Annotated in this window: 18 protein-coding genes and 1 pseudogene; 12 read left to right on the plus strand and 7 right to left on the minus strand. The window is 63.0% G+C overall.

Going from position 1 to position 21,052, the window contains the following annotated elements; genetic code table 11:
* Positions 1-279: 279 nt before the first annotated feature.
* Positions 280-1,902 (minus strand): annotated as a pseudogene (locus AC3A4M_RS01410) (putative PEP-binding protein).
* Positions 1,903-2,011: 109 nt separating this feature from the next.
* Here AC3A4M_RS01410 and AC3A4M_RS01415 point away from each other — a divergent pair.
* From AC3A4M_RS01415 to glmM, 8 genes are all read left to right on the plus strand, one after another.
* Entirely contained in the window at positions 2,012-2,737 is a 726-nt protein-coding gene (locus AC3A4M_RS01415) for a TetR/AcrR family transcriptional regulator (RefSeq protein WP_498733383.1), read from the plus strand.
* Positions 2,738-2,801: 64 nt separating this feature from the next.
* A complete protein-coding gene (locus tag AC3A4M_RS01420) occupies positions 2,802-4,823 on the plus strand; it encodes a PTS mannitol transporter subunit IICBA (protein WP_498733385.1) in 2,022 nt (673 codons plus the stop codon).
* The gene (locus tag AC3A4M_RS01425; RefSeq protein WP_498733387.1) at positions 4,823-5,971 is read left to right on the plus strand and encodes a mannitol-1-phosphate 5-dehydrogenase; all 1,149 of its coding nucleotides are present in this window, start codon (positions 4,823-4,825) and stop codon (positions 5,969-5,971) included. The genes AC3A4M_RS01420 and AC3A4M_RS01425 overlap by 1 nt, the downstream gene beginning before the upstream one ends.
* Before the next feature lie 70 nt (positions 5,972-6,041).
* A complete protein-coding gene (locus AC3A4M_RS01430) occupies positions 6,042-6,797 on the plus strand; it encodes a hypothetical protein (RefSeq protein WP_498733389.1) in 756 nt (251 codons plus the stop codon).
* 82 nt (positions 6,798-6,879) lie between these two features.
* On the plus strand, positions 6,880-7,965 hold the full coding sequence (locus AC3A4M_RS01435) for an inositol-3-phosphate synthase (RefSeq protein ID WP_498733391.1): 1,086 nt from the start codon (positions 6,880-6,882) through the stop codon (positions 7,963-7,965).
* A gap of 391 nt (positions 7,966-8,356) precedes the next feature.
* Positions 8,357-8,800: a 50S ribosomal protein L13 gene (gene rplM, locus AC3A4M_RS01440; RefSeq protein WP_074701333.1), complete on the plus strand. Its 444-nt coding sequence runs from the start codon at positions 8,357-8,359 to the stop codon at positions 8,798-8,800.
* A gap of 39 nt (positions 8,801-8,839) precedes the next feature.
* Positions 8,840-9,340 carry a 30S ribosomal protein S9 gene (gene rpsI / locus AC3A4M_RS01445; RefSeq protein WP_498731132.1) on the plus strand — a complete coding sequence of 167 codons (501 nt, stop codon included), beginning with the start codon at positions 8,840-8,842 and terminating at the stop codon, positions 9,338-9,340.
* 153 nt (positions 9,341-9,493) lie between these two features.
* Positions 9,494-10,861 carry a phosphoglucosamine mutase gene (gene glmM / locus AC3A4M_RS01450; RefSeq protein ID WP_498733394.1) on the plus strand — a complete coding sequence of 456 codons (1,368 nt, stop codon included), beginning with the start codon at positions 9,494-9,496 and terminating at the stop codon, positions 10,859-10,861.
* Between the two features lie 18 nt (positions 10,862-10,879).
* On the opposite strand, the gene AC3A4M_RS01455 is transcribed toward glmM, so the two are convergent.
* Entirely contained in the window at positions 10,880-11,872 is a 993-nt protein-coding gene (locus AC3A4M_RS01455) for an SMP-30/gluconolactonase/LRE family protein (protein ID WP_498733396.1), read from the minus strand.
* Positions 11,873-12,053: 181 nt separating this feature from the next.
* Between AC3A4M_RS01455 and AC3A4M_RS01460 the strand changes: the two genes are divergently transcribed.
* Positions 12,054-13,448 (plus strand): cation:dicarboxylate symporter family transporter, encoded by a 1,395-nt coding sequence (locus AC3A4M_RS01460; protein ID WP_498733398.1) that lies wholly within the window; start codon positions 12,054-12,056, stop codon positions 13,446-13,448.
* A gap of 138 nt (positions 13,449-13,586) precedes the next feature.
* Here AC3A4M_RS01460 and mscL read toward each other — a convergent pair whose 3' ends face one another.
* From mscL to coaA, 3 genes are all read right to left on the minus strand, one after another.
* Positions 13,587-13,967, minus strand: a complete 381-nt coding sequence (mscL, locus tag AC3A4M_RS01465) for a large conductance mechanosensitive channel protein MscL (RefSeq protein WP_498733400.1) — start codon at positions 13,965-13,967, stop codon at positions 13,587-13,589.
* A gap of 65 nt (positions 13,968-14,032) precedes the next feature.
* Positions 14,033-14,734 carry a M15 family metallopeptidase gene (locus tag AC3A4M_RS01470; RefSeq protein WP_498733402.1) on the minus strand — a complete coding sequence of 234 codons (702 nt, stop codon included), beginning with the start codon at positions 14,732-14,734 and terminating at the stop codon, positions 14,033-14,035.
* Between the two features lie 193 nt (positions 14,735-14,927).
* Positions 14,928-15,905, minus strand: a complete 978-nt coding sequence (gene coaA, locus AC3A4M_RS01475; protein ID WP_498733404.1) for a type I pantothenate kinase — start codon at positions 15,903-15,905, stop codon at positions 14,928-14,930.
* Between the two features lie 147 nt (positions 15,906-16,052).
* On the opposite strand from coaA, the gene glmS reads away from it, so the two are divergent.
* The 3 genes from glmS to AC3A4M_RS01490 all read left to right on the plus strand — a co-directional run bounded on the left by glmS (position 16,053) and on the right by AC3A4M_RS01490 (position 19,428).
* Positions 16,053-17,975 (plus strand): glutamine--fructose-6-phosphate transaminase (isomerizing), encoded by a 1,923-nt coding sequence (gene glmS, locus AC3A4M_RS01480; RefSeq protein ID WP_498733406.1) that lies wholly within the window; start codon positions 16,053-16,055, stop codon positions 17,973-17,975.
* A gap of 110 nt (positions 17,976-18,085) precedes the next feature.
* Positions 18,086-18,436 carry a holo-ACP synthase gene (locus tag AC3A4M_RS01485; protein ID WP_498733408.1) on the plus strand — a complete coding sequence of 117 codons (351 nt, stop codon included), beginning with the start codon at positions 18,086-18,088 and terminating at the stop codon, positions 18,434-18,436.
* A gap of 161 nt (positions 18,437-18,597) precedes the next feature.
* On the plus strand, positions 18,598-19,428 hold the full coding sequence (locus AC3A4M_RS01490; RefSeq protein ID WP_498733410.1) for a hypothetical protein: 831 nt from the start codon (positions 18,598-18,600) through the stop codon (positions 19,426-19,428).
* A 22-nt stretch (positions 19,429-19,450) separates the two neighbouring features.
* On the opposite strand, the gene AC3A4M_RS01495 is transcribed toward AC3A4M_RS01490, so the two are convergent.
* The gene (locus AC3A4M_RS01495; protein WP_498733412.1) at positions 19,451-20,386 is read right to left on the minus strand and encodes a hypothetical protein; all 936 of its coding nucleotides are present in this window, start codon (positions 20,384-20,386) and stop codon (positions 19,451-19,453) included.
* A 99-nt stretch (positions 20,387-20,485) separates the two neighbouring features.
* Positions 20,486-21,013 carry a hypothetical protein gene (locus AC3A4M_RS01500; protein WP_498733414.1) on the minus strand — a complete coding sequence of 176 codons (528 nt, stop codon included), beginning with the start codon at positions 21,011-21,013 and terminating at the stop codon, positions 20,486-20,488.
* Between the last annotated feature and the right edge of the window lie 39 nt (positions 21,014-21,052).

Raw genomic sequence — 21,052 nt, forward strand, 5'->3', positions numbered from 1 at the left:
CCAATGGCAGGAGGTTTTGCATAAATTGCCCCCAACTATTTCGAGAGGGAAGTCTCGAAAGGAGTTGTTTGATTGCCCCCAACCGAGAATATCGTAAGGGGTAAGTAGAAGGTTTCACCAGTCAATTTCAAAGCCGTTATGAAACCGTTATCAAAATGTCGTCACTTTTTGGCGCCAAAGCAGGTACTGAGTCGGCGTGGAAGTCGGGCGGCTGGCATGGTGGCGGTGTGATCGTCCATTGAATTTCTCCTGAGGTGAGGGACTTTAGAGGCCGAGTTCTTAGAGGATGGGCAGTTTGGTCCGGATCCAGGGCTTCGCGTGGAGTGAGTCGGGTGCGGTGAGTGCCAGGCGGACAAGCTCCTGCGCCTGATCCAGCGTGACCGACTTCAGTACGGTCCCGACGGCGGCCAGGGACCGCGAGGTCATGGAGAGCGTCGAAACGCCCAGACCAACAAGCACGACGGCGAGGGCCGGCTGTGCGGCGGCCTCACCGCAGACACCAGCGGGCTTGCCGTTACCTTCCTCCGCCGCCCCCGCCCCCGCCGCCGCCAGCTGAATGAGCCGCAGCACAGCCGGCTGCCAAGGGGGAATTGAGCTGGGCCAGAGGGCCAAGCCGCCCGTCTGCGGCCATAGCGTACTGGGTCAGGTCGTTGGTGCCGATGGATGCAAAGCCCACGGGGTTAAGCACCGAGGTTGCGGTCAGTGCCGCGGACGGGACTTCCATCATGACTGACCCCGGGCGTCTGGATGCGGGCGTTAGTGCACAGCGAGGCGAACCGTGCAGCCTCATCCGCCGTCGAAATCATGGGGGCCATGACCCAAACGTCTGCCGAGGAAGCGGCCGCGGCTAGGGCGATTGCTTCCAGTTGACGCTCGAGCACGCCGGGGTTGGTGAAGTCGGTGCGGTAGCCGCGGACGCCGAGGGCGGGATTGGGTTCCGTGGCGTCCGTGAGGTAGGGCAGGGGCTTGTCTGCGCCGGCATCGAGCGTTCGGAGCACCACCTTCTTGCCCGGGAAGGCGTCGAAGACACCCTGGTAAGCGGCGGCCTGTTCCTCGACGCTCGGTTCGGTGTCGCGTTCCAGGAAGCAGAATTCCGTGGGGAAGAGTCCCACGCCCTGGGCTCCCAGCTCCGCGGCAGCTACTTCGTCCTTGGCTCCGCCCACGTTGGCGAGGAGCGGGACCAGGTGGCCGTCCGCCGTCGTGCCGTTGCCGTCAAAGACAGCAAGGGTGGCCGCAGTGTCGGCCCAGGCCCTGGCGGCGGCGCGCTGCTCGTCCGACGGGTCAACGGTGATGTTTCCGGCCGCGCCATCCACAAAGACCTCCGTACCATCAGTCAGCTGCTCCACGCCGGGGGCGGCGACCACGGCGGGCAGCCCGAGTGAACGGGCAATGATGGCCGTGTGGGACTGCGGTCCTCCGCCCGAGGTCACCAGGGCGAGGACGACGTCGGGGTCCAAGGTTGCCGTGTCGGCAGGCGCCAGTTCTTCGGCCCACCAGGATAAAGGGCGTGTCCTATACCGGAATCCCTCGAGCCGGGATGCCGCGCAGTGGCAACGATCCGGGCGTGGGCGTCCAGGACATGAGTCATGCGCTCAGCCCTGTAGCCGCCCAGATTGTGCTGCATTTCGGCGACGGCGGCACCGGCTTCCCAATGGCGCGCTCCGTCGAGGCGCCCACCTTGATGTTGGCGGCCGATTTCAGCAGCATGGTGTCCTTGGCCATCAGAGCCGTGGCTTCCAGAACGGCTTTACCGTCTCCGCTGGCTTGTCTGCGCGGGCCCTGAGCTCGTCGTGCACGGACGTGGCGGCGGCTTTGCGTCCGGCGATGGCGTCGTCCGCTCAAGTCGAGGCGACGAGGCGACGAGGTGTCGCCGGAAGGCGGGTCGCTGACTGGCATGGGCATCTGGCAGACAGTGTCGATGATGCGGCCGGGGTGACACCCAACCACTGGAGGCAAAAAATCGTTGTGATTCACTTCATATAGCGGTGCTATAGGTGCTAGGGTAGCGGCTATGAGTGTCGATGACCCGCTGCCGGCTAAAACCCGGTTGCTTCGGGCGGCTGCCGAGCTTTTGGCGAGTTCGCAGGGCTCGGCGGTCTCTACCCGCCAGATCACCAAGCTGGCCGGCGTTACGGCGCCTACGCTCTATCACCACTTCGGCACCAAGGAAGGCCTTTTCGACGCCGTCGTTGCCGGCGGTTTCGAGGAGTACGTGGCGCGGGAGCGAAAATTTGCGCCGACAGGGGATTCCCTGGAGGACATCAAGAGGATGTGGGACAACCACGTCCAGTTCGGCCTGAGCCAGCCGCACCTCTACCTGGTGATGTTCGGCAATATCCGCCCCGAGAGCCGGCCGGCCCTCGTGGCCGATGCCGAAGCATTGATGGAGGAGATGCTCAACAAGGCTGCGATCGCGGGGAAGCTCAATGTGCCGCCCCGGGAGGCAGCAAGGAGCATCCTCGCTGCCAACGTGGGCGTGACCCTCATGCTCATTTCGGAGCCCGCCGAGGAACGGAATTTGGAGCTGTCCACGATGACCCGGGACTCCATGATCTCCGCTATCTCCTCAGATCAGGCCAAAGCGGCTGCAGCGGAAGACTCGGGCAAGTCATCCGTCGTCGTTGCAGCTATCGCCCTGAATGCGGCCCTCCAGGCCTCGCATTCGGACCAACTATCCGGCTCGGAATTGAGGCTCTTCCTCGAATGGCTCCACAGAATATCGAGCAGCTCGTCATGAGCTCACTCCTTCGACAGGTATCGGTTGATCCCGCATCGCTGCGGGACTCACGTTAGGAATTCACATGGCAACAGAGACCGCTGCGAAGCCCAAAACAAGCTTGCGCGTGGGTGTCCAAAAGTTCGGCACCTTCCTCTCCGGCATGATCATGCCCAACATCGGGGCCTTCATCGCCTGGGGCATCATCACGGCCCTCTTCATACCCGACGGGTTCCTGCCCAACGAGACCCTGGCCGCACTGGTGGGGCCGATGATCTCCTTCCTGCTGCCGCTGCTCATCGGCTACACCGGCGGCCGCATGATCCATGGCGTCCGCGGCGGCGTGGTGGGTGCTGCAGCCACCATGGGTGTCATCGTGGGAACCGATATTCCGATGTTCATCGGCGCCATGATCATGGGGCCGCTGACGGCCTGGATCATGAAGAAGCTGGACAAGGTCTGGGAAGGCCGGGTCAAGCCCGGCTTCGAGATGCTGATCGACAACTTCTCCGCCGGCATTCTCGCCTCCATCATGGCCATTGTCGGCATGCTGGTGATAGGCCCGGTGGTGACGGTTTTCAGCAACGCTGCTGCCGCCGTCGTCGAATTCCTGGTCAATAACGGCCTCCTGCCGCTGACCAGCATCCTCATCGAGCCCGCCAAAGTGCTGTTCCTCAACAACGCCATCAACCATGGCATCTTGACCCCGCTCGCCACCGAACAGGCGCTCGCCGAAGGCAAGTCCATCCTCTTCCTGCTTGAGGCCAACCCCGGCCCGGGCGTGGGCATCCTGCTCGCGTACATGGTCTTCGGCAAGGGGCTGGCCCGCGCGTCAGCACCCGGCGCCGCGCTGATCCAGTTTGTCGGCGGTATCCACGAGATCTACTTCCCGTACGTCCTGATGAAGCCGATCATCATTCTCGCTGCGATCGCTGGCGGCATGACGGGCATCTTCACCCTTGTGCTCACCGGTGCCGGTCTGCGTTCGCCCGCAGCTCCCGGCAGCATCCTCGCGGTCTACGCGGCCACGGCGAGCGACAGCTACTTCGGCGTGACGCTGTCCGTAGTGCTCGCGGCGGCTGTTTCCTTCCTGATCGCCTCCGTCATCCTCAAGGCCAGCAAGACCACGGACGTGGACGGCCTCGGCGAGGCGACCGCCAAGATGGAAGGGCTCAAGGGCAAGAAGAGCTCCGTTGCTTCCGCCCTCGGTGGGGCCGGCGGTACGGCTGTCCTGGCCGGACCCATCCGGAACATTGTGTTCGCCTGCGACGCCGGCATGGGCTCCAGTGCAATGGGCGCGTCGGTGCTCCGCAACAAGATCAAGGCGGCCGGCTTCCCGGACGTGAAGGTTACCAACTCGGCCATCGCCAACCTGAGCGACACGTACGACGTCGTCGTTACCCACCAGGACCTGACCGAGCGTGCCCGTCCGGTCACCTCGAGCGCAGTGCACGTCTCCGTGGACAACTTCATGAACAGCCCGCGGTACGACGAAATCGTGGAACTGGTCAAGGACAGCGCCGAAGGCACCAGTGGAGTGCCCGCGGCCGAAGCTGCAGCCGAAGAACTGACCGCAGATGGCGTTGCCGCGGCCGGATCCGACCCTGCCGCTGTAGCCGCAGCTCCCGCCGCCGAGGTTGGTTCGGGGGCACATGCCGCGGAACCGGCCGTAGGCAGGGGAGTCCTGTTGGAGGAGAGCATTGTTCTAACCGGAACCGCCACGGACCGCGACTCGGCGATCGACGAGGCAGGCCAACTCCTGCTGGACCGCGGCGCCGTCGATATGAGCTACGTGCACTCGATGCATGAGCGCGAGGAATCCGTCTCCACCTACATGGGCAGCTTCCTGGCCATCCCGCACGGCACCAACGCCGCCAAGGACCACATCATGCACTCCGCGGTATCGCTGGTCCGCTACCCCGAGGGCATCGACTGGAACGGCAAACAGGTCAAGTTCGTGGTCGGCATCGCCGGCGTCAACAACGAGCACCTCCAGATCCTGGCCTCCATCGCCAAGATCTTCACCAACAAGGCGCAGGTGGCACAGCTCGAGCAGGCCACCACGGTGGAGGAAGTCATGGAACTCTTCGGAAAGGTGAACGCATAGTGAAGGCAGTGCACTTTGGAGCCGGCAATATCGGCCGCGGCTTCGTGGGGCTGCTGCTCCACGAAGCCGGATATGAAGTGGTGTTCGCCGACGTGGCGGACGCCCTGATCGACCAGCTCTCCGCAGCGTCCTCCTACGACGTCCACCAGGTGGGGGAGAACCCTTCGGTCAAGACCGTGGACAACTTCCGTGCGCTGAACTCCGGCAAACAGGAAACGGACGTCGTCGCGGAAATAACGACGGCGGACGTGGTCACCACCGCTGTCGGTCCGCACATCCTCAAATTCGTGGCGCCGGTCATTGCGCGCGGACTGGTGGGACGCGGACCGGAACTGCCGCCGCTGCAGGTCATGGCCTGCGAGAACGCGATCAACGCCACGGATATTCTGCGCCGGGAGATCGAGTCCGTCTGGGACGCCTCGGCGGGGGAGTTGTCCGCCGTGGCGGTGTTCGCCAACACCGCGGTGGACCGGATTGTGCCCAACCAGGCCGAGGGGCAGGGCCTGGACGTGACGGTCGAGACGTTCTTCGAGTGGGTCATCGAGCGTGAGCCCTTCGGCACGGCCGCTCCGGAAATCCCGGGCGCGACGTTCGTGGACGAACTGGGACCGTATATCGAGCGGAAGCTGTTCACCGTCAACACCGGCCATGCCTCCGCCGCCTACTTCGGCTACGGGGCGGGAATCGAGAAGATTTCCGACGCTATGGCGGACCCAGCCGTGGCGGCGAAGGTGGGCGCGGTGCTGGACGAGACCAAGCAACTGCTGGTGGCCAAGCATGATTTCGTCGAGGCCGAGCAGGAGGCCTATGTGCAGAAGATCCTCTCCCGCTTCACCAATCCGTACCTTCCGGACACGGTGAACCGGGTGGGCCGGGCGCCGCTGCGCAAGCTGAGCCGGCACGAGCGTTTCGTCGGTCCGGCCGCGGAACTCGCCGAACGCGGCGTGGTGCCCGTGGCGCTGCTCGAGGCGATGGCGGCTGCGCTGCGCTTCGACGACCCGGCGGACACGGAAGCCAAGGAGCTGCTACGGATTCTGGCCGACTCCGAACCGGCCGAGGCCGCGGAACTGATCACGGGCCTGACAGCCGGGCACCCGCTTTTCCCGCAGGTGCAGAAGTTGATCGAAGCCCGCCAGACCGAGATGTAGCCGGCAGCCATGGAGCTTTTGCCAACCATCTTCGGGTAATCGAAGCCGCTCCTCCAAAACGCTGGACGTCGTGGTCGGGCAGGCGCACTATCAGATGATTAGGAGCGTTTTTCGACTATCGGCCAAAGAAGATGAAGCGATGAAAACGACGGAAAACACGGGCCATGGCGCCGGTAATCCGATGGTGTCGGCGCATGGAAGAATTTCTGCCGCTGCTGCTGTATGCGCGGTAATCGGTGGAACGCTTTGGGCGCTTACGCCCCTTCGGCAACCGATTTTCAACGCCGGCGGTCATCCTTCTGAAGGAGAGTTGTTCTTTCGCGGATACAACGCTGTGGGCATCATCATCGTGCTCCTGCTGACCTTTGCGCTTGTCCAACTCTGGTATCAGGCACCACGTCCAGCGAGCTGGACGTTCCGGATTGGATGGTGGATCGTGCTCGCCGGAAACATAGTCATGATTGCCGGTTCCCTGCTGGCAGTCGTCCTTGGCGGCCAAGCGGAAACCGTGGTTAAGGCCGGGCAGGATGCTGGATTCCTCGGCGCCATGCTGGCCGCATTGGGTGCGATCCCGTTGGGTATCGCCTGCCTCCGTCACCTGAGGATGCCGAAACCGGCTGCGGCATTGTTCATCGCCGCACTTCCTCTTGGGCTTCTTGTCAGCACCTTCCTGGGCATTATCGGGGTGCCCGAGGTTTACCTCGGCCTGCCGTTGACCGTCCTCTACGGAAGTGCTTGGATCTGGCTTGGCGTTTCCTGGGCCAGGCAATCGCAGCCACTGCCACAGGCACCACCTGCATCTGGTCTCCACGGATCCACAGCGTAGGGCACTGTTTTCGTGCCGCTAGAATGGACAGGCCGCTTCCACCGGACGCGGCCCCAGTCGCAGTGTTTGTCAAAGGAGAACCGTGGCAGAGAACCCCATCAGGGTCGCGATCGTTGGCGTTGGTAACTGTGCGGCCTCGCTGGTGCAGGGCGTCCAGTATTACCGGGACGCGGACCCGGATTCGACCATTCCCGGCCTGATGCATGTGCAGTTCGGCAAGTACCACGTGAACGACGTCGAGTTCGTTGCCGCGTTTGATGTGGACAGCAAGAAGGTCGGACTGGACCTGGCGGACGCCATCGGCGCCAGCGAGAACAACACGATCAAGATCGCCGATGTCCCGGCCACGGGCGTGACGGTGCAGCGCGGCCACACCCTGGACGGCCTGGGCAAGTACTACCGCGAAACCATCGTCGAGGCCCCGGACGAGCCCGTCGACATCGTGGCCGAGTTGCGCGCGGCGAAGGCCGATGTGATGGTCTGCTACCTGCCGGTCGGTTCCGAGGCCGCGGCGAAGTTCTACGCCCAGTGCGCGATCGACGCCGGCGTGGCCTTCGTCAACGCCCTGCCGGTGTTCATTGCGGGCACCAAGGAGTGGGCGGATAAGTTCACCGCCGCCGGTGTCCCGATTGTCGGCGATGACATCAAGAGCCAGATCGGCGCCACGATCACGCACCGGGTGATGGCGAAGCTGTTCGAAGACCGCGGCGTGACCCTGGATAGGACGTATCAGCTGAACGTCGGCGGGAACATGGACTTCAAGAACATGCTCGAGCGGGACCGGCTGGAGTCGAAGAAGATCTCCAAAACCCAGGCCGTGACCTCCAACGTCGAAGCGAAGCTGCACGCCGACGATGTGCACATCGGCCCGTCCGACTACGTGGCCTGGCTCGATGACCGCAAGTGGGCGTTCGTCCGGTTGGAGGGACGCAACTTCGGCGACGCCCCGGTATCGCTGGAATACAAGCTGGAGGTCTGGGACTCGCCGAACTCGGCCGGCGTGATCATCGACGCGGTGCGCGCGGCGAAGATCGCCCTGGACCGCGGGGTGGGCGGCCCGATCCTGTCGGCGTCGAGCTACTTCATGAAATCCCCGCCCGAGCAGTACAACGACGACATCGCCCGCGACAAGGTCGAAGCCTTCATCCGCGGCGACATCGAACGCTAGAAACCCACGCAGTCAGTACACAATGCGTCCGCAGTAGTCGTCTGGAATGGGCTGGTTTCCCGCCCTAATCCGGCCATGACTGCGGACGCGTTTGTGTTCCCGCGGCTGCTTGGCCCGGAGCCCGAGGGAACAACACGCAGGTCCTTTTGACCTGATCCACTCAAACACGGTAACCTTGGTAGTCGTTGTGCGTGTCCAACCTCGATACGTCTATGTCCGTGAGACGGCTCAGTTGCAGAGTCACCTGGTCCATGGAAATAGCCGAGATTCTCTGGACCACTGGTTACATTTCAGTCCTCACCTGAAGTTCCGGTAGCGCATAGATGAACTTGCGTGCGTCTCCGTTACGGATGCGCCGCTACCCTGAGAACAACAAACGAAGGCAAAAACCGTGCGTACGTACACCCCGAAGCCCGGCGATATCAACCGCCAGTGGCACGTCATTGACGCCACCGACGTTGTCCTGGGTCGTCTTGCCAGCCAGACCGCAACACTGCTGCGCGGAAAGCACAAGCCGACCTTTGCTCCGCATATGGACATGGGCGATTTCGTCATCATCATCAACGCTGAGAAGGTTGCCCTGACCGGCGCCAAGCTCGAACAGAAGCGTGCCTACCGCCACTCCGGTTACCCGGGTGGCCTGTCCTCCGTCAACTACGCCGAACTGCTGGAGAAGAACCCGGTTCGCGCAGTCGAGAAGGCAATCCGCGGCATGCTGCCCAAGAACTCCCTGGCTGCCCAGCAGCTGGGCAAGCTGAAGGTCTACGCAGGTGCCGAGCACCCGCACGCTGCCCAGCAGCCGAAGACCTTCGAAATCACCCAGGTCGCCCAGTAGTCCTGGCCACCACACTAAAGAATTTATTCAAGGAGAATCGTGGCTCAGAATACTGAAGAGCTGAACACCGCTGGCGAGAACCTCACCAGCTACACCTCGGAAAGCGGCACCGAAGCAACGCAGGCCGTTGCCAAGGAGCGCCCGGCCCTGACCGTCCCCGGTTCCGCCGTTGGCCGCCGCAAGGAAGCTGTTGCCCGCGTGCGCATCGTTCCGGGTTCCGGCAAGTGGACCATCAACGGCCGCGAACTGGCCAACTACTTCCCGAACAAGCTGCACCAGCAGGAAGTCAACGATCCGTTCAAGCTGCTTGAGCTGGATGACGCTTACGACGTTTTCGCACGCATCAACGGCGGCGGCCCTTCCGGCCAGGCCGGTGCGCTTCGCCTGGGCATCGCCCGCGCGCTGAACGAGATCGACCGCGAGAACAACCGTCCGGCCCTGAAGAAGGCCGGCTTCCTGACCCGCGACGCCCGTATCATCGAGCGTAAAAAGGCTGGTCTGAAGAAGGCCCGTAAGGCACCGCAGTACTCGAAGCGCTAAATCTGCGCTTTCCGGAACCAGCGCTACAGGCGTTACCCGGACTGCTTCAGGACCCCGCCCAGTGCAATCCACTGGGCGGGGTTCTGGCGTTAACATGGGCTTTGGGAGCAACATGTCATGCTGCTCTGTTTCCCTCCCGTAAAATGGTCTCCTGTGTCTAGATTATTTGGTACCGACGGTGTCCGCGGATTGGCCAACGGACTGATCACTGCAGAACTGGCGATGGAAGTTTCCCAGGCCGCTGCAGTAGTCCTTGGCCACCGGCAGGTTCAAGACGGAAAGCGGCCCACCGCCGTCGTCGCACGGGATCCCCGTGCCAGCGGCGAGTTCATCAGCGCTGCCGTCTCCGCAGGGCTCGCGAGTGCCGGCGTGGACGTGTACGACGCCGGCGTGCTGCCCACACCTGCGGCCGCCTACCTGGTCGCGGACCTGGGCGCTGACTTCGGCGTGATGATCTCCGCCTCCCACAACCCGGCGCCTGATAACGGCATCAAGTTCTTCGCCCGCGGCGGCCACAAGCTGCCGGACGAGGTCGAGGACGCCATCGAGGCCGAGATGAAGAACCCCCGCCACCGGCCCACGGGCGCCCAGGTCGGGCGCATCTCGCGTTTCGCCGACGCCGAGGACCGCTACATCGTCCACCTGCTGCAGACCCTCCCGGCCCGCCTGGACGGCCTCAAAGTTGTTCTGGATTGCGCGCACGGTGCGGCCAGCGGCTGCTCCCCGCAGGTCTTCTCCGACGCCGGTGCCGAGATCGTTGTCATTGGTGCCGAGCCCGATGGCCTGAACATTAACGACGGCGTGGGCTCCACCCATTTGGAGGAGCTGCAGAAGGCCGTGGTGGCCCACGGCGCGAACCTCGGCATCGCGCACGACGGTGACGCGGACCGTTGCCTGGCGGTGGATGAGAACGGCACCGTGATCGACGGCGACCAGATCATGACCATCCTTGCCCTCGCCATGAAGGACGACGGCCGGCTCAAGGACAACGTCCTCGTTGCCACCGTGATGAGCAACCTGGGCATGAAGCTGGCACTGCAGGAAGCCGGCGTCCGGATCGAAGAGACCGCGGTGGGGGACCGCTATGTGCTCGAAAGCATGCGCGCCCACGGCTACTCCCTGGGCGGCGAGCAGTCCGGCCACGTGATCTTCTCCGACTACGCCACCACCGGCGACGGCGTCCTTACCGGCCTGCAGGTCGCGGCCCAGGTCGCCAAGACCGGGAAACCGCTCTCGGAACTGGCCAAGGCCATGAACCACCTGCCGCAGGTGCTGATCAACGTCAAGGACGTGGACAAGGCCGCGGTGAAGAGCAACGCCGAGCTGCAGGCCGCAATCGCCGCCGCCAGCGAGGTGTTGGGCGAAACCGGCCGGGTGCTGCTGCGCCCCTCGGGCACCGAGCCCGTGGTCCGTGTGATGGTCGAGGCAGCCGACATGGCCACCGCCCAATCCACGGCAGACCAGCTAGCGGCGGCGGTCAAGCAGCATCTCGGACTGCCGCAGCCGGTCGCCGCGGACTAGCGGCGGAGCAGCAGGGGATCACTCTTCGCCGAAGGCATCGACGATGACCACCTCGTAAGTGTCGGCCGTCGGCGGGAGGCCGGTGTCGAACTTGGCGTTGACCACGGCGAGATCATCCCCGATGAGTGCCGCCGTCGTCGGTGTTTGGAAGAGTTCGTCGGTGATGACTTCCTTTACTTCGCCGCGGCGCAGGTCATCGGAGACTTTGATCCGGCTCACCTGGTTGATCATGTTCTGAACGGCCCACACATTGCGGCCGTCGATGACGATGCCGTCCACATGGGGCAGGTCCAGATTGCGGATGAGCTGACTTTCCCCGCTCCGGGCGTTCACCGTGAAGAGCGATGCCTTGGCCGAATGGGCGACCACCAGCGTGCGGCCGTCGTCGGCTACGGCAATGCCGTTGAGGTTGAAGTCTCCGGGCGTCTCGCTGGCCGGCCCCTTCAAATCCAGTGTTCTGGCTTTCCCAAGGTCGCCGTCGTGGCGGTCGATGGGTACGAAGTACAGCTCGCCCTGGAGCGAGTTGGTGAACCACGCACCGCGTCGGGTCAGCGTGACGTCATTGATGAACGCTGTCCCGGCCGTGGCCAGCTGGTACTTGGCCACGGTTTCGCCCGTGTCCGTGTCGTAGAAGTAGGCCTGGCCGGTATCGCCGCCGGCAACGGCGAGCAGACCATGCCGTTTGCTGAAGTCCATACCGACCGCCTTGCGGCCCTCTGGAGTGTCGATGATCTCCTTGGCCGTTCCGCTGCGCAGGCTGCCGCGGTAGATGTCACCCTCGAAGAGGTCACCCGCATAGAAGGAGCTGCCCCTTCCGGCGGTGATGCCCTCGGCCGAGGAGGCGTCAGGAAGTTCGATGCTGTCCGGCGGATTGTCCGGACGGTCATGATGGTCGGGGTGGGCCGAGACGGGGCCGGCCGAGGCGATCAGGGCGGCTATGCCGAGAAGTCCTGCGGCGGTCTTGCCGAGCCGCGGGCGCCGGGAGGGAATCGGGGCTGGGTTGTTGTACATGGGTGTCTCCGTGCGGAAAGAAGTCCGGGAGTCACCGGAGCGGGCTCCCAGTGTCTTCTCCAATGCTACGCGGGAAATAACGCTTTTGGCCCTTGTAATTGGCCCTTTTCTATGGTGCTGGAACATGGCCGGTGGGACAGTTATTACATCAGCAGGTCCCGCGGTGACAAAGGAGAAAGCCATGTCTTCCCCGGCTGAACGCCCGTCGCAAGAACCGGCAACGGCAGGCGGCGGAACCACTAAAAAGAAGGACCGTACCCATCTGCTCTACGTGTCCGTCATCGTGGCGGTGGTGCTCGGCATCATCATCGGCTTCCTGGCGCCAGACTTCGCCCAGCAGCTCAGACCCCTGGGCACCGCTTTCATCGGGCTGATCAAGATGATGATCGCGCCGGTGATCTTCTGCACGATCGTGCTCGGCGTGGGTTCGATCGCCAAGGCGGCCACGGTGGGCAAGGTCGGTGGGCTGGCGCTGGGCTACTTCATCCTGATGTCCACCTTCGCATTGGCAATCGGCCTGGTCGTGGGCAACATCATCCAGCCGGGAGCCGGACTGGACATCGGCGCTACCGAGTTCGAAGCGGGTGGCGAGGAAGAGACCGGCGGGACAGTGGAGTTTCTGCTGAGCATCATTCCAACCACGCTGTTCTCCGCGCTTACTTTCGGCAGCATCCTGCAGACGCTGTTCGTCGCGCTGCTGGTGGGCTTTGCCTTGCAGAAAATGGGTCCCAGCGGTGTGCCGATCCTGCGGGGGATCGGCTACCTGCAGACTCTGGTCTTCCGTATCCTCGTCATGATCATGTGGCTCGCCCCGATCGGCGCCTTCGGTGCCATTGCCGCCGTCGTCGGTGAAACAGGGCTGGACGCGATCATCAGCCTGGGCACCCTGATGATCGCCTTCTACATCACCTGCGCTCTCTTCATCGTCGTTATTCTCGGCGGCCTGCTGAAGCTGGTGACGGGAATCAATATCTTCAAACTCATGCGGTACCTGGCACGGGAGTACCTGCTGATCGTGTCCACCTCGTCCTCCGAGGTTGCCCTGCCGCGGCTGATCGCGAAGATGGAACATCTGGGCGTGGCCAAACCGGTGGTCGGTGTCACCGTCCCCACCGGATACTCCTTCAACCTGGACGGGACGGCGATCTACCTGACCATGGCTGCCCTGTTTGTCGCCGAGGCGTTGGGTACGCCCCTCCAGCTGGGGGAGCAGATCTCACTGCTGGTCTTTATGATCATTGCCTCGAAGGGGGCCGCGGGTGTCACCGGCGCCGGGCTCGCAACCTTGGCCGGCGGCCTGCAGTCCCACCGGCCGGACTTGGTGGAGGGCGTAGGCCTGATTGTGGGCATCGACAGGTTTATGTCGGAGGCGCGAGCCTTGACCAACTTCACCGGAAACGCGGTGGCCACCGTCCTGATCGGCAAATGGACCCAGGAAATGGACCCGGAGCAGGTGGACAGGGTGCTGGCCGGTGACGATCCCTTCGATGAAACCACTATGGACGAGGACCACGGGTACACCGGGACGGAACCAGTTGGTACACCGGGACATCCGTACAAGGCACATGCCCACTGAGGCCTCCGGCTGGATCGGCAACAACCCCGCTAAGACCGCAAACGGAGCGTCCCCACCCGAGAGGATGGGGACGCTTCGCTGGATCCGCCCGGCGGGATTATCTCAGTTGAGCCGGACGGTGGGCGGATAAGAAGATTCCTACTGGCGGGCGCGCAGGGAATCGCGGATTTCGGTCAGTAGCACGACCTGTGGATCGGCTTCTTCCTCTGCCGGAGTGATGCCGAGGCGGCGGTTGCGGCGTTCAATCATGTGGTTCATGGGAACAACGACGACGAAGTAAATGGCGGCGGCTACGAGCAGGAAGTTGATGACTACGGTCAGGAAGGCGCCGAACTTGACCGCGCCGAAGACCAGGAAGTTGCTGAAGCCGGGGGTTCCGACCAGCATCGAGATCAGCGGCATGAGGACATCTCCGACGAGGGAGTTGACGACAGCGGCAAAAGCGGTGCCGATGACCACAGCGACGGCAAGGTCAATGACATTGCCCTTCATGATGAATTCCTTGAATCCTTGTAACATGCGCCCCAATGTACCGCTTGTCGTACTGAATGCAATGGATACTTGGCGGCTTTTAGGGAAACAGCTCAAAGATAATCGGGTGCTGCGGGCAGTCCGTAGTAGGTTTCCAGCGCCTTCACACCGCTGTTGTACATGTCGGCCGCGTCGGATTTGCCGATGAAACGCAGGTGCCATGGCTCGGGCGAATATCCCGTAACGTCTTCCTGTCCCGGCTGGTAGCGGACCACAAAACCGAAGCGGTGGGCGTTCTGCGCGGCCCAGCTGCCGGCGGCGGTGTCCGCGAAGCAGGCGCTGAGGTTGCAGGCGCCGCTGCTGTCACCGATGTCCAAGGCGAGGCCGGTCTGGTGTTCCGAGTAGCCCGGGCGCGCCGAGACCTCGTCGGCCCCGGCCTTGCCATTGACATTGACCCAGTGCTGGTAAGTGGAGACCTGCGTGTCGTAGGAACGGAAGCCGCTCACGATGGTCATGCCGACGCCCTCCGCAGCGGCAGCGGCGAACATTTCCTCGGTGGCAGTGGCGGCGGCCGCGCGCAACTGGGCACCGGCGCCGCCCGGACCTGTGGTCACGTTGGGGGAGCGCAGGTCAGCCGGGTAGTAATCCATCGGTTCCAGCGGCCGGTCTTTATTAACAACGACGTCGATGCTCGCCGGATCGTCGTGACCTTCCGCGCCGGGCTGGTCGGCTTGCTGGTCCGGCTCCTCCGGCTGTTCGGGCCCGCTGGTCTCCTCCGGCGTCGCAGGGACCTGGGGATCGTCCGTCTCGGGCACGCTGGTTTCTCCCGGTTCCGGGGCTGCCGTTCCCTCATCGCGCCCCGCCCCCGAAGGCGAGGGTGACGACGTAACTGCGGATGACGCCGTCGTACTTTGGTTGGAAGGTTCAGGGGAAGGACCCGCGCAGCCGGCAAGAACGGCAAGGACCGCGGCCATGGTCATTGTCCTGATGGCAGTCCTGCTGTTCATCTCAGGTCTTCCGCAGCAGCATTCGGCGGACCGAGTGGTCCGCGTCCTTGGTGAGCACCAGTTGTGCCCGGCCCCGGGTGGGAAGCACGTTCTGCTCCAGGTTCGGCTCATTGATGCGGCGCCAGATGCTCAGCGCCGTTTCCACGGCTTCCTCGTCCGTCAGCGAGGCGTAGCGGTGGAAATACGATTCCGGATTCGCGAACGCGGAGGTGCGCAGCTTTTGGAACCGGTTGACATACCACTGTTCAATATACGAGGTCTTGGCGTCCACATAAATGGAGAAGTCAAAGAAATCGCTCAGCGCCAGGCCGGAGCGGCCGTCTGCGCGGGGCCGGGCCGGCTGCAGCACGTTCAGCCCCTCGACGATCAGCACGTCGGGACGGCGGACCACAATTTCCTTGCCCGGGACAATGTTGTAGGTCAGGTGCGAGTACCAGGGGGCCCGGACTTCCTCGGCGCCGGACTTGACCTCGCTGACAAAGCGCAGCAGCGCACGGCGGTTGTAGGACTCTGGGAAGCCCTTGCGGTCCATCAGGCCGCGGCGCTCCAGCTCCTCGTTGGGATAGAGGAAACCGTCCGTGGTAATCAACTCGACGTTGGGGGTGCCCTCCCAGCGCCGGAGCATCTCGCGCAGCACTCGGGCGGTGGTGGATTTACCGACGGCGACCGAACCGGCGACGCCGATGACAAAGGGAGTGCGGCGGGTCTGTTCGCCCAGGAAGGTGGTGGTGGCTTTGTGCAGCTCGCCGGCTGCTCCCACGTAGAGGTTCAGCAGCCGGGACAGCGGGAGGTAGACCTCGCGGACCTCGTCCATGTTCAGTTGTTCGCCCAGACCGCGCAGCCGCTCGATGTCTTCCTGGTTGAGGGGCTGTTCAATCTCGTTGGAAAGCCGGGACCATGTTTGCCGGTCCAGCTCGACAAAAGGTGTGACGTTACTCTCACCATTGGACGACGCCGTCTTCGGTGTCTCTTCACTCACTTAACGAATTGTGCCTGTTGGGCGGCACATTACCCAAAATCAAGACGACGTATACCCGGCGGCCGGAATATGGTGCTAGCTGGTGGTGCCGCGTTTCATGCCCGTCCGGTGCGACTCTCCGGCGGTGGGGCAGGTACGCTTTATGGCATGTGTGGAATCGTAGGTTATGTAGGCCGCCGCGACTTGCCGGCCGGAAGCAGCAATGCTGATCTTGCTCCTGGAATTGACAGCCACAGCGCCCTCGACGTGGTGCTGGAAGGACTGCGGCGCCTGGAGTACCGCGGGTATGACTCTGCCGGCGTTGCCGTTATTGCCGACGGCGGGATTGAGTCCCGCAAGAAGTCCGGCAAGCTGAGCAATTTGGTCACCGAGCTGGAAGAGCGTCCGCTGCCGGTGTCGCTGACCGGCATTGGCCACACCCGCTGGGCCACGCACGGCGGGCCGACCGACCAGAACGCCCACCCGCACCTGGCCGATGACGGCAAGCTCGCCGTCATCCACAACGGCATCATCGAAAACTTCGCCGAGGTCAAGGGATCGCTGCTGGCCAAGGGCCACACCTTCCTCTCGGAAACGGACACCGAAGTAGCCGCCGTATTGCTTGGCGACATCTACCGCTCGCTGGTTAAGACCAGCGGCGGCAAGGCCGTCCTGGCCGAGGCCATGCAGCAGGCCTGCCAGAAATTGGAAGGTGCGTTCACGCTGCTGGCCATCCACGCCGATGAGCCCGACGTCGTCGTCGCCGCCCGCCGCAACTCGCCGCTGGTAGTCGGCCTGGGCGAGAACGAGAACTTCCTCGGCTCCGACGTGTCCGGCTTCATCGACTTCACCCGCCGCGCGGTGGAACTGGGCCAGGACCAGATTGTCACCATCACCCCGGACAGCTTCGAGATCACCGACTTCTTCGGCAAGCCGGCCGAAGGTACCGAATTCCACGTGGACTGGGACGCTGCCGCCGCGGAAAAGGGCGGCTTCCCCTCCTTCATGGAGAAGGAAATCAACGACCAGCCCGAGGCCGTGGGCCAGACCCTGCTGGGCCGCTCCGACGCCGATGGCCGGCTCACGCTGGACGAGGTCCGGATCGACCCGGCAGAACTGAAGAACGTCAACAAGATCATCGTGCTCGCCTGCGGTACCTCCGCGTACGCCGGGCAGGTGGCGAAGTACGCCATCGAGCACTGGGTCCGGATCCCCACCGAGGTGGAGCTCAGCCACGAGTTCCGCTACCGCGACCCGATCGTGGACGAGCGCACCCTGATCGTCTCGATGTCCCAGTCCGGCGAGACCATGGACACCCTGATGGCCGTGCGCTACGCCAAGGAACAGGGCGCCAAGACTTTGGCGATCTGCAACACCAACGGCTCCACAATTCCGCGTGAATCCGACGCGGTGCTCTATACGCACGCCGGCCCGGAGATCGCTGTTGCCTCCACCAAGGCGTTCCTGGCGCAGATCACCGCCGCTTACCTGCTGGGCCTGTACCTGGCGCAGCTGCGCGGCATCAAGTTCCAGGGCGAGATCAAGGACATCCTCTCCGACCTGGCCGCCATCCCGGCCAAGATCCAGTCCGTCCTGGACAACGCGGACCAGATCAAGAAGCTGGCCCGCGAAATGGCCGAGACCCGCTCCGTGCTGTTCCTGGGCCGCCACGTCGGCTTCCCGGTAGCCATGGAAGGCGCGCTGAAGCTCAAGGAACTGGCCTACATCCACGCCGAAGGCTTCGCCGCCGGCGAGCTCAAGCACGGCCCGATCGCGCTGATCGAGGAAGGCCAGCCGGTCTTCGTCGTCGTGCCCTCGCCGCGCGGACGCCACTCGCTGCACTCCAAGGTAGTCTCCAACATCCAGGAGATCCGGGCCCGCGGCGCCAAGACCATCGTCATCGCCGAAGAGGGCGACGAAGCGGTCAAGGCCTACGCAGAGCACGTCTTCTACATCCCGGAGACCCCGACGCTGCTCGCACCGCTGCTGGCCACCGTGCCGCTGCAGATCTTCGCGTGCGAACTGGCCAATGCCAAGGGCTACGACGTGGACCAGCCGCGCAACCTGGCCAAGAGCGTCACCGTCGAGTAGAGGCTGCAAGCCATTACTGACGTAAACAATAGCTGTCCGATGGGATCTCCCAACGGGCAGCTATTGTTCATTCAAGGCCTGAGCGGCCGCTGTGAGGATAGGTTTGAAACATGATCGTGGGAATCGGCGTTGATGTGGTGGAGGTGTCGCGCTTCCGGAAGCAGCTGGAGCGGACACCGGGACTGGTGGACCGGTTGTTCACGCCCGCCGAGCGGGTGTTGAATACGCGCTCCCTGGCAGCACGTTTTGCCGCCAAGGAAGCCATTGCCAAGGCGCTCGGAGCACCCGCAGGGATGAACTGGCAGGACTGCACAATATGCATTGACGACGGCGGAGATCCGTACCCCGAGTTCTCCGGGACCGTGGCGGCGGCGGCCGAAGCCAAGGGTGCGAAGTTCTGGCACCTGTCTATGAGCCACGACGGCGACCTGGCTACAGCGATGGCTGTCGCTGAGAGGTAGCTCCCGGCTGCCTGCCCTCGGCGGGCACGTTTAGTACGGGCGGTTCTCCCGGGCGGATTCTCGAGCACGGCCTGGCGCGTACATGACGGTGACCAGCTAGACCTACCGGCGCGGCGGGCTGGGGGAGTGCCTAGACCTGCCAGTGCTCTAGACTCACGTTCGTGCCCACTGAACATTTCCCGGAGACTGACCCTGACGAAATTGAGTACAGCAGGTATGTTTGGCAGTTACTCAAACGGGTGGAGAAGCTTAGCCATGCGATTGAACAACATGTCGACGTGGAACCAAGGTCAAAGCTGGCCGCCGATGATTCCCGAACGCCACATTATCCCGTATCGAGCTACGGCTATGGTCAGCTCCTTGCGGCTCTCGGCTGCTTGGAATCCCTGGGGCACATGATCCTCCGAGAGGAGGATAAGGCGATATCAATCACCGCTGGCCCTTATGGTGCCTATGCTCTGGTGCGCAACGCTTTAGATTGTGCAGCCACTGGGCTTTGGCTGTTCGAGCCGGGCAGTTCCACTCTTCGGGTTAAGAGGAGGATCATGCTCGAGGTGGACGAAGTGAGGAACGGGGCGGCGCTTCGTCAGTCGGTTGGGGAGCCTCGTTGGAAGGCTTGGCAGGAAAGTTACCGGGAGCGCCTGCATGAAGTCGCCGAGATTGCAGAGCTTGGGGCGTGGGAGCCGCTGGGTAAAGAAGGACGAATGCCGACCATGACGGGAATGCTGAAAGAGCTTGAACGTTATCACGAGAATGTAATCATGCCGTGGCTCTCAGCATGGCAACTGGCTAGCGGCCACGCCCACGGAAAGCTTTGGGCGCAGCTGGCCTCTCACCAGCTCGACGAGCTAGCCGAAACCCGTACCGAAACGGGGGCAACGTTCAGAGTCACCATCAGGTATGGGATGCTTGCGGTCTTGTTGCATGAGGCTGTCCAGTTGATTGAAACAGCAGGCGCACGTTACCTGGCGCTCTGCCGCAGTCTCAAATAGGGCTGGGGGAGTGCCCGCTCCGCTAGGGTTTCGCGCCCTGCCCACCCCGTGCGAATTGAGCCACCAGCTCGCCCACCGGCGAGATAAGGGTTGGACTCGGCTCGTCCTTGCCTTCTGGCGCGGAGCCGAATACGCGCGCTGCAAAAGCGACTCGCATCTGGTCCCTCAGCGTCTCGTCGCCCACGGGATCTACGTATCCGTCGAACGTCAGTAGCTGGACCTTGATGGTTGCCGCCCAAGTGCTTAAATTTCGGTGATGCGCGGCCTGGCGTCCGAGATAAGTGGCCAGGCCGAGCACACCAGCGAGGAGCGCAATTCGGAAAAGGGCGTGGCCCGTTTCGGCATCCTTGTCCGGACCAAAGTAGAAGGACAAAAGGACCGCAGCAATGATAGTGACGATCGTCCAAAAACGAAACTTCTTTGCCGATTTCGATTCCGTGTCAGCGAGGTCGTTGAACTGTTTGGTCAGCTTAGACCCTGCAGCGAAGCCCGCAGCGTTGCGCGCATCTTCCGCCGCCTTCTGTGCCTCTCGCACTGCTGCACCGGCCTCTCGCGTGGCCACCCGTAGCCGATGCGATAGTTCCATCTGTTCAAGGCGCTCTATCACCAAGCCAACGGTTCTCCGGTCGTTGCGAACCTGGGCAGCGGCAGCTGCCCTCGGACCACCTTGGTCGCCACTGAACCTGCCTTCCCGTTCTTTGGCGCTCTTCTCCACCCTCCGCAAGTAGCGGTCGAGAAGTGCGAGCAACTTCTCGCTCCATAACTCAATGTTGACTGAGTCGCGTTGACGTATAGCTGTGGCCAGTTGCTCGATGGTCGTGCGGTAATCCAAAACCTGCTGGTCGTTCGCAAGGAAGTTGTCGGCATGGGTTTCCGCGAACTGGAAATCGTCGCTGAGTACGTCCCACCAGACTTGGAGCAGGTCTAGGACGCGTTGATTAGCTTCGCGGTCTTCCATTACTAGTGCATCTGTTGCTTCCCTGTACGCCTGATTCAGGCTTTCGATCCCGGGAGTCAATTCAGTCCGCTGCATACTCGTGTCCACGGTCTTATTCCATCACGTCTGCCGACCTGTCTTCCGTTTGAACAGAAACGGCAGCAATGCTCCTTGGCGGTGCTTGGGGACAAGATTCGGAGCATGGGCGTGTGAGTGGTATGCCGTCACCAGCTCCTGAACGGTGGCTGCATCGACATTTACGTTCCTAAGTAGCGCGTCACGCACCCATTCCGACCGCAAGAGGCTGCTGATCCGCATTCGGACGGCAATTCTGGGCGGTGAGTCGGCCAAGAAGTCCCACGCCATTGGTCCACGGAAATCCGGCCTGTTGAGCAGTTCCTGAAAGGCCGAGGCGGTGTAATGATCCCCGGCAGCTTCAAAACTTCGTTTTGCCTGCGCTGTAATCACGCGGTAGGTCCGCTCCAGAAGCAGATCCAGACGTACTTTGGCCCTCTTGGGGGCATCCGCTAACAATCCGTTGCAGTACTCCAGGACATCGATATCCGTACTTGGAGAGCAGTAGTCACGGTGCTGAGCTGCACGGGTTCGAGGCATCTGCGGTCCGTCCTGAAACGCGGAAGAATGCATGGGTAGATGTTATTGGTTGGTTCTTGAACCAACCTTGGG

Source organism: Arthrobacter sp. Soil_C_60 (assembly GCF_057656375.1).

Excerpts from the sequence above, each read along its gene's own strand:
- glmS (WP_498733406.1), top strand. The coding sequence starts at position 16,053 with ATGTGTGGAATCGTAGGTTATGTAGGCCGCCGCGACTTGCCGGCCGGA.
- AC3A4M_RS01485 (WP_498733408.1), top strand. The coding sequence starts at position 18,086 with ATGATCGTGGGAATCGGCGTTGATGTGGTGGAGGTGTCGCGCTTCCGG.
- AC3A4M_RS01420 (WP_498733385.1), top strand. The coding sequence starts at position 2,802 with ATGGCAACAGAGACCGCTGCGAAGCCCAAAACAAGCTTGCGCGTGGGT.
- AC3A4M_RS01415 (WP_498733383.1), top strand. The coding sequence starts at position 2,012 with ATGAGTGTCGATGACCCGCTGCCGGCTAAAACCCGGTTGCTTCGGGCG.
- AC3A4M_RS01455 (WP_498733396.1), bottom strand. The coding sequence starts at position 11,872 with ATGTACAACAACCCAGCCCCGATTCCCTCCCGGCGCCCGCGGCTCGGC.
- mscL (WP_498733400.1), bottom strand. The coding sequence starts at position 13,967 with ATGTTACAAGGATTCAAGGAATTCATCATGAAGGGCAATGTCATTGAC.
- AC3A4M_RS01460 (WP_498733398.1), top strand. The coding sequence starts at position 12,054 with ATGTCTTCCCCGGCTGAACGCCCGTCGCAAGAACCGGCAACGGCAGGC.
- AC3A4M_RS01495 (WP_498733412.1), bottom strand. The coding sequence starts at position 20,386 with ATGGAAGACCGCGAAGCTAATCAACGCGTCCTAGACCTGCTCCAAGTC.
- AC3A4M_RS01500 (WP_498733414.1), bottom strand. The coding sequence starts at position 21,013 with ATGCATTCTTCCGCGTTTCAGGACGGACCGCAGATGCCTCGAACCCGT.